Below are 6,736 nucleotides of genomic sequence, written 5' to 3'. Positions count from 1 at the left end.
CGGGCGTCACTCCGAGCGTGAGCATCGCGCCCAGCGCCGCCGCTGCGACGATCGTGCTCCACGTCATCTGATCGCCTCCTCATCGATGTCCCACATCCGATAGGAGATGATCGAACCGGCGGCGTAGCCCTCAGGTCCGAGGCCGCACGCCTGGGATACGAGCAGGTGGTCGACGACCGTTCGAAGACACTCCGCGCCGCGCTCGGCGATGTGCGGGCGCGCAACACGTCACGCCGCTCCGATCGCGACATCCCGCCGTTCTGACGCGAACCGTCGGGGCTCTCAGGCGTCGAGCGCCTTGAGCAGCTCGGCAGGGTCCGCCTGCATGGGGTGAGGGCCGGCGATGTCGAGGAACACCGTCGTGATCGGGTGTGCGGCGAGGAACTTGCGCAGCCAGTCGGCACCGTAGATGCCGACGCCAGGGGGCAGGTTGGCCGGCTTGTTCTTCGCGTCGCTGAACAGCAGCAGCGCGAGGTCGCCGGTCTTCGGGTCGCGGTAGGTCCACACCTCACCGCTGTCGAGCGGGTTGTCGCGTGCGCCGGGCTTGATCAGCGGTACGACCGTGGTGCCGTGGCGGAGGGCGAGAGCGACCGCAGCGACGTCCTGGTTCTCCAGGGCCTGCGCCAGGGCATCCGAACGGAAGTCCTCGGGTGCGGGCTTGTTCTTCGAGGCCTTCGCCTTCTTCGCTGCCATGTGTCCAGCTTATTCACGGCACGAAGCGCGAAGCGCCGATTCGGCCGTGGAGACGATTGGGGCCCTCTCGAGTCCCACATTGGGGACTGGGGTACTCGAGAGGGCCCTCGGACTCTCGAGCGGCGGTGTCGAAGCGCTGGGGACGCTGTAGCTCGACGCCACTGGGGATGGCTTGGTGCCGCAGATGCGGAGAGTCGCTTCTATGGTATCCCAAAGAGTCACCGTTGTCAGCATCGCGCGCCGACGGCGGCAAACATCGCCCGATTTCGTAGCAACAGCGCCGACTTGCGACGATTTTCGAAGAGCGTCTTCGGAGTTCGCTTCGAAACTCAGCGGGCCTCAGTAGAGCAGGATCTGCGCGCTCGAAGGGCTCGTGAACCCGCCGATCGAAACCTCCACGTGGTACGAAGCCCCTCCGCCCGGTGCCCGCTGTCGATTCTCCTGCGCGCACGTCTCGACGCTCGACCGAGTGCGATCCCAGGTGACGGGGTCTTTGCTCGTGACCGTGGTGCCCGCCGTGAGCGTGGCGATCATGCTGCTCGGGTTCTCCTGGCAGTCGGTCGAACGCCACCAGACATCGGCGCCGCTGGAGATCGTGAAGACCTGGGTCGTCGACCCCACATCGATCGTGCAGTCTTTGGCGCCCTTGTTCGTCAGCGAGATCGAGAGCTTCGGCAGCACCCCGGCCGCGTACGTGTCAGAGTCTGATGCGCCGCACCTCGGCCTCGTTCAAGGGGGCGATCACGTCGACACCGGGAGAAACGCTCATCGTTCCAGTTTCCCACCTGTGGGCGACGGGTGGGCGCAGGCGGTCAGTGCCCGTCGAGCATCTTCGCGTCGGCGACCTCGTCGTAGCGGTCCTGCGCTTCGCGCACATCCTCCACATGCGACTCGGCCCAGACCTGCAGAGCCTGGAGCGGCTCGTACAGGGTGCGTCCGAGCGGGGTGAGCAGGTAGCGCGAATGGCCGTCTTCGCCGACCGCGCGGTCCAGCATCCCGTCGCGTTCGAGAGCACGAAGCGTGTCGACGAGCACCTTCTTCGCGATCCCGTCCATCCGGGTGTGCAGTTCGCCGAAGCGCAACGGCTGCTCGTGCAGGAGCACGACGATCATCGCCGTCCATTTGTTCGCGATGCGCGCGAGCGAGGCGCGCGAGGGGCAGCTGGCGGAGAACACCGTCCACGTGCTCGACATTCGCCGCTCCTTCCGGGTGACGTTGAAGTAACCGCGCCGCTGTCGAGACGCTGGATGCTCCACAGTACCGACCCATCGAGAAGGAGCATCATGTCGGCTATCGACGTCGTAGGACAGTACGGTGCGGCCATGGCCGCCGGAGACATGGAAGCGCTGGCCGCGACCTTCCATCCGGATGCCGTCTGGCACCAGCCGGGGGCGAACCAGGTGTCCGGGGACCATGTCGGACCGGACGCGATCCTCGCGCACCTGGGTCGCTTCATGCAGCTGAGCGGCGGCACGTTCGCACTCGAAACCGAATCGGCGACCGAGAGCGGCAGCCTCGTCTCGGCCACGGTGCGCTTCCGCGCCCAGCGCGAGGGGCACGAGGATCTCGACCAGCACGGGGTCGACGTCTTCCGGGTCGCCGACGGCCGGATCGCCGAGGTCTGGCTGATGAGCGAGGACCAGGAGGCCGAGGACCGCTTCTGGGGAACGGCCTGATCGAGCGGCCGCTGGTCGCGGGCACCGGACGATCGGGAGCTCGACCGTCCGGTGCCTCCGCGTCTAGGCTCATCCCATGATCGCCCAGGACACGCTGCTCGCCTTCGTCGTCGCAGCCTTCGTCATGGTCGTGATCCCCGGGCCCACCGTGCTGTTCACCATCGGGCGGGCGATGGCGCTCGGGCGGATGGGCGGCTTCCTCAGCATCCTGAGCACGGCGGTCGGGTCCATCCTCCTCGTCGTGGCCGTGGCGCTCGGCGTCGGGACGGTGATCGCGCAGTCGGTCGCGCTGTTCACGATCGTCAAGGTGCTCGGCGCCGGGTACCTGATCTTCCTCGGCATCCAGGCCATCCGTCACCGCAAGGACGCGGCGAGAGCGATGGCATCGGCACCCACGCGACGCTCGGGGTGGCGGCTGTTCGCCGAAGGCTTCGTCGTCGGGGTGACCAACCCGAAGTCCATCGCGTTCTTCCTCGCGATCCTGCCGCAGTTCGTCGACCTGGATGCCGGGTCCGTTCCCGCGCAGCTCTTCCTGCTCGGGGCGATCGTCGTGACGATCGGTGTGACCTGCGATGCGGTGTGGGTGCTCCTCGCGAGCGCCGCCCGCGACTGGTTCGGCCGCTCGCCTGGACGCATCGAGGCGATGGGCGCGTCGGGCGGAGGACTGATGATCGCGCTCGGAGCCTTCCTGCTGGTGTGGAGCGAGAAGCCCGCGACCGCCTGAGCGCTCTCGGAGGTCGCGGTCACATGCGCGCGAAGCGGGCCCGAGCGATGCAGAAGACGCCGTACACCGCGAAACCCGCTCCCACCGCTCCCAGGACGAGTCCACCGAGGGGCAGCTCGAGCAGGCTGTGCAGGGCGGCATCGAGCCCTGCGCCCTTCTCCGGGTCCTGGGTGACGGCAGCCACGACGAAGAGCACCCCGGTCACGGCCACCGCGACGCCCTTGCCGAAGTAGCCGATCACGCCCAGCGTCACGATGCCGCCGCGCGCGGCCCCCGACGGCAGATCGAGCAGCTTCTCGAAGCCGCGGGTGAATCCGCCCACGACGAATCCAACCCCGACTCCGACCACGGAGAGACCGACCACGACGAGCAGCGCGACCCCTCCCGGTGCCGAGAGGAGGATCGCGCTCAGGGTTTTCGAGGCGGTCTCCGAATCAGCGTTGCCGCCCACGGCGTAGATGAGCGCCATGCCGGCGACCACGAGGTAGGCGAGGGCGATGCCGAAGAGCTTGACGCGCTGACCCCACTTCTTGGTCTCTGCCGGGTCGGCGGCGAGGAACGCGCTCGCGATCTGCCATACGGCCAGCGCGATCAGACCGGCCGCGACGAAGACGAGCAGCAGTCCTCCGACCGGGTTCTGGCGGATCTGCTCCATCGCACCGTCCTGGTCGGCGTCGCCCGAGGCGCCGGCGGCGATGGAGATCGCGATCGACCCGATGATGACGTGGATCAGGCCGAGGACGACGAATCCGGCACGGGCGATCCGCCGGAATGCGGAGGACCCTTTGGCGACGCGCGCCACGTGTTTGACCGTGCTCATCGTTGAAGCGTATCCGTCGTACGGGAGGCCGCGGAGGGGCTTGCGTTCCCGGCTCCCACCGCTCAGACGCCCCGCGTCACCGGCTGCCGGAGGATCGTGCGCAGCTTCGCAGGGTCGGTGCGACGCAGATCGCTCAGGTAGATCTCGTGGTGGCGTCCGCGCATCTGCAGACCGTTCTCGGGAATGAACCGGTGGTGGAGGTCGTCGAGCACCGGACCCTCGTCGTCGAACGGACCCACATGCAGCGTCTGCACACAGGTCCCCTCCTCGAGCGTCTCGAGCCGCACCGCATCCAGCGCCGGGATCGGCTCCTTCTTCTTCGCCGCCTTCTGCGCCACGGATTCCACGGCGTGCGCGAACATCGACGAGGTGATGTGGTCGCCGACCATGATCATCGACGTCCACATCCATGCCGACTTGTCGCGCCGGGAGGTGAACGACTCCATGTCTGGTGCATGCCAGAGCCCTTCGAGGGGCATCACCACGGTGTCGACGCCGAGCTCGCTCCGACTCGCGAACTTCAATGCGTACGCCACGGGGAACAGGGCAGACACCGCGTCCCGGTAGGCGGGCGAGGTGTTCGGATCCCCCGCACCGTCGATCATCAGGTACTGCAGGGGCGGCACCTCGACGATGCGGAACTCCCCCCGCTTCGCCCGATACGCGTCGAGTGTCTTCTTGGGATCGATGGCCACCATGATGTGCCTCCCTGGTCCGTGGGCCCAGTGTCGCACGGGGGCGGACGCCGGTCCCTCGAACGGCGCCGTCAGTGCACCGTCAGCGCACCGTCAGAGTTCGACGGGCGGCGCGGGCTCGGTCTCCGACTCCTCGGGATGGCGCGCGAGGTTCACGATCCCGGCGACGAGGCCGCCCCAGACCGTGACCATCGCGATGATCATCATGACGATCGCTGTCGTGGTCATGCGCCGGCTCCCTTCGTGGTCGTGTCGATCAGCGGGATCGCCGAGGTCTCCGCATCCGGTTCGTATTCTTCCTTCGAGAGGAACTCGTCGTACTCGGGATCGTCCTTCGCGTGCGAGCGCCCGCTCCACGGCAGTGCCGACAGGATCAGAGCCAGCACGACCAGCGCGATGACCATCCCCCAGCCGAAGATCGCGAGGAACCAGCCGGGGTAGCCGCTGTACGGCTCGGAGGCCTTGGCGATCAGTTCGCTGATGAAGAGGTATCCGAGCACCACCGGCGCGAGAACGCCGACGAGCACCTTCCAGATCGTCCCCACACGGAAGCTGGAGCGCCGGTTCAGGTGCTCCACCAGCACCGGCAGCTTGTGCAGTAGCCAGGCCACGATGATCACGGCCACCAGCGCGACCGCCATGATGCCGAAGGAGTTGACGAAGGCGTCCGCCGTGTCGAGCACCGACAAGGCCGTGGTCGTGGAGAAGAGCGCCATCGAGATGATCGCCAGCGGGATCGCGACCGTGAGCGTGGTGCGCACCCGAGCCCAGCCGAGCTTGTCCTGCAGCGCGGCCACGATCACCTCGAGGATCGAGATCAGAGAGGTGACACCGGCGAACACCAGTGCCCCGAAGAACAGCACCCCGATGATCGACCCGCCCGTCGCCTGCGACACGATCGTCGGGAAGGCGATGAAGGCGAGTCCGATGCCGGAGGATGCGACGCCGGCGACCTCCGTGCCCTGCGCCTGCGCCATGAAGCCGAGAGCCGCGAAGACACCGATCCCGGCGAGGATCTCGAAGCCCGAGTTCGCGAACGCGACGACGAGTCCGGAGCCGGTGAGATCGGTCTTGCGCTTCAGGTAGGAGGAATAGGTCACCATGATGCCGAAGGCGACGGACAGCGAGAAGAAGATGTGGCCGTAGGCGGATGCCCAGACCCCGGGATCGGCCAGAGCCTCCCAGTTCGGGGTGAAGAACGCGTTCAGGCCGTCCATCGCACCCGGGAGGAACAGTGACTGCACCACGAGGATCGCGAACATGATGGTGAGCAACGGCATCAGGATCATGTTCGCCCGGCCGATACCGCGCTTCACGCCCAGCGCCATGATGACGATCACGATCAGCCAGACCACGACGAGCGGGATGCCGACCTGCGGCACGAACTCGGTGGACACGCCTACCTCGGCGACGTCGGCCGAGCGCAGGAAGTCGATGAAGAAGAAGTCGTTCTCGTTGCCCGCACCCCAGGTGAGTTGGGCCGAGAACCAGGTGTACATGGCCGCCCAGGCGATGATCACCGCGTAGTAGACGGCGATGACGACGCAGATGAGCACCTGCCACCAGCCGAGGGGCTCGGCAGCGCGGTGCATGCGGCGGAACGCCAGCGGTGCCGATCCGCGGAAACGGTGGCCGATCGCGTAGTCGAAGAACAGCAGCGGGATGCCGGCCGTGAGCAGGGCGCACAGGTACGGGATCAGGAACGCACCGCCGCCGCCCTCGTAGGCGACGTAGGGGAACCGCCAGATGTTGCCGAGGCCGACCGCGGAGCCGATCGCCGAGAGGATGAACACGTTCCGCGAGCTGAACGCCTCGCGTTTGTGGGTCTGCGTCGTTGCGGTTGCCATGCGGGCGAGACTACCCGAGGGCAGGCCCGATTCGCACTCGACACCGGATTCCCCCGCGCAGGAACCAACGAGAAAACCCCCGCCTGAGCGGGGGTTCTTGTGAATCGGCCTGACTTTCGTTCCGTTCTTCAAGCAAGGATGGAACACGATGAATAGGAAGTATTCGCCGGAGATGCGTGAGCGGGCGTTGCGGATGCTCGCGGAGACGCGACCGTCGCACCCGAACATGATGAGCGCGGTCCGTCACGTCGCCGGGCTGCTCGGGATGAGCCCGGAGACAC

General features: G+C 67.1%; 9 protein-coding genes. 2 read left to right on the top strand and 7 right to left on the bottom strand.

Annotated elements, in window-relative coordinates:
- Positions 1 to 282: 282 nt before the first annotated feature.
- The 3 genes from KZA10_RS05535 to KZA10_RS05525 form a co-directional block, all read right to left on the bottom strand.
- Positions 283 to 693, bottom strand: coding sequence for a dehydrogenase (locus tag KZA10_RS05535; RefSeq protein WP_218682375.1), 411 nt, complete (start codon positions 691 to 693; stop codon positions 283 to 285).
- Between the two features lie 339 nt (positions 694 to 1,032).
- Complete coding sequence (locus tag KZA10_RS05530) at positions 1,033 to 1,374, bottom strand: hypothetical protein (protein ID WP_256934453.1); 342 nt, start codon at positions 1,372 to 1,374, stop codon at positions 1,033 to 1,035.
- Between the two features lie 131 nt (positions 1,375 to 1,505).
- Positions 1,506 to 1,886 carry a helix-turn-helix domain-containing protein gene (locus tag KZA10_RS05525; RefSeq protein WP_055869835.1) on the bottom strand — a complete coding sequence of 127 codons (381 nt, stop codon included), beginning with the start codon at positions 1,884 to 1,886 and terminating at the stop codon, positions 1,506 to 1,508.
- Between the two features lie 90 nt (positions 1,887 to 1,976).
- Between KZA10_RS05525 and KZA10_RS05520 the strand changes: the two genes are divergently transcribed.
- The gene (locus KZA10_RS05520) at positions 1,977 to 2,369 is read left to right on the top strand and encodes a nuclear transport factor 2 family protein (RefSeq protein WP_055876889.1); all 393 of its coding nucleotides are present in this window, start codon (positions 1,977 to 1,979) and stop codon (positions 2,367 to 2,369) included.
- 76 nt (positions 2,370 to 2,445) lie between these two features.
- On the top strand, positions 2,446 to 3,093 hold the full coding sequence (locus KZA10_RS05515; RefSeq protein ID WP_218682374.1) for a LysE family translocator: 648 nt from the start codon (positions 2,446 to 2,448) through the stop codon (positions 3,091 to 3,093).
- Positions 3,094 to 3,112: 19 nt separating this feature from the next.
- On the opposite strand, the gene KZA10_RS05510 is transcribed toward KZA10_RS05515, so the two are convergent.
- The 4 genes from KZA10_RS05510 to KZA10_RS05495 all read right to left on the bottom strand — a co-directional run bounded on the left by KZA10_RS05510 (position 3,113) and on the right by KZA10_RS05495 (position 6,455).
- The gene (locus KZA10_RS05510; protein ID WP_055869829.1) at positions 3,113 to 3,913 is read right to left on the bottom strand and encodes a DUF1206 domain-containing protein; all 801 of its coding nucleotides are present in this window, start codon (positions 3,911 to 3,913) and stop codon (positions 3,113 to 3,115) included.
- 62 nt (positions 3,914 to 3,975) lie between these two features.
- Positions 3,976 to 4,611 carry a GyrI-like domain-containing protein gene (locus tag KZA10_RS05505; RefSeq protein WP_218682373.1) on the bottom strand — a complete coding sequence of 212 codons (636 nt, stop codon included), beginning with the start codon at positions 4,609 to 4,611 and terminating at the stop codon, positions 3,976 to 3,978.
- Positions 4,612 to 4,701: 90 nt separating this feature from the next.
- Positions 4,702 to 4,836 carry a methionine/alanine import family NSS transporter small subunit gene (locus KZA10_RS05500; protein ID WP_082524373.1) on the bottom strand — a complete coding sequence of 45 codons (135 nt, stop codon included), beginning with the start codon at positions 4,834 to 4,836 and terminating at the stop codon, positions 4,702 to 4,704.
- Positions 4,833 to 6,455 carry a sodium-dependent transporter gene (locus tag KZA10_RS05495; RefSeq protein WP_218682372.1) on the bottom strand — a complete coding sequence of 541 codons (1,623 nt, stop codon included), beginning with the start codon at positions 6,453 to 6,455 and terminating at the stop codon, positions 4,833 to 4,835. The genes KZA10_RS05500 and KZA10_RS05495 overlap by 4 nt, the downstream gene beginning before the upstream one ends.
- Positions 6,456 to 6,736: the final 281 nt, after the last annotated feature.

The sequence above is a fragment of the Microbacterium sp. BF1 genome, from assembly GCF_019279095.1.
Taxonomy (GTDB): Bacteria; Actinomycetota; Actinomycetes; order Actinomycetales; family Microbacteriaceae; genus Microbacterium; species Microbacterium maritypicum.
Note: the sequence above shows the minus strand (reverse complement) of the source record. Positions and strands in the feature narration are given on the sequence as shown.

Coding starts and splice junctions, on each gene's coding strand:
- KZA10_RS05535 (WP_218682375.1), bottom strand. CDS start 693: ATGGCAGCGAAGAAGGCGAAGGCCTCGAAGAACAAGCCCGCACCCGAG.
- KZA10_RS05525 (WP_055869835.1), bottom strand. CDS start 1,886: ATGTCGAGCACGTGGACGGTGTTCTCCGCCAGCTGCCCCTCGCGCGCC.
- KZA10_RS05520 (WP_055876889.1), top strand. CDS start 1,977: ATGTCGGCTATCGACGTCGTAGGACAGTACGGTGCGGCCATGGCCGCC.
- KZA10_RS05515 (WP_218682374.1), top strand. CDS start 2,446: ATGATCGCCCAGGACACGCTGCTCGCCTTCGTCGTCGCAGCCTTCGTC.
- KZA10_RS05510 (WP_055869829.1), bottom strand. CDS start 3,913: ATGAGCACGGTCAAACACGTGGCGCGCGTCGCCAAAGGGTCCTCCGCA.
- KZA10_RS05505 (WP_218682373.1), bottom strand. CDS start 4,611: ATGGTGGCCATCGATCCCAAGAAGACACTCGACGCGTATCGGGCGAAG.
- KZA10_RS05500 (WP_082524373.1), bottom strand. CDS start 4,836: ATGACCACGACAGCGATCGTCATGATGATCATCGCGATGGTCACGGTC.
- KZA10_RS05495 (WP_218682372.1), bottom strand. CDS start 6,455: ATGGCAACCGCAACGACGCAGACCCACAAACGCGAGGCGTTCAGCTCG.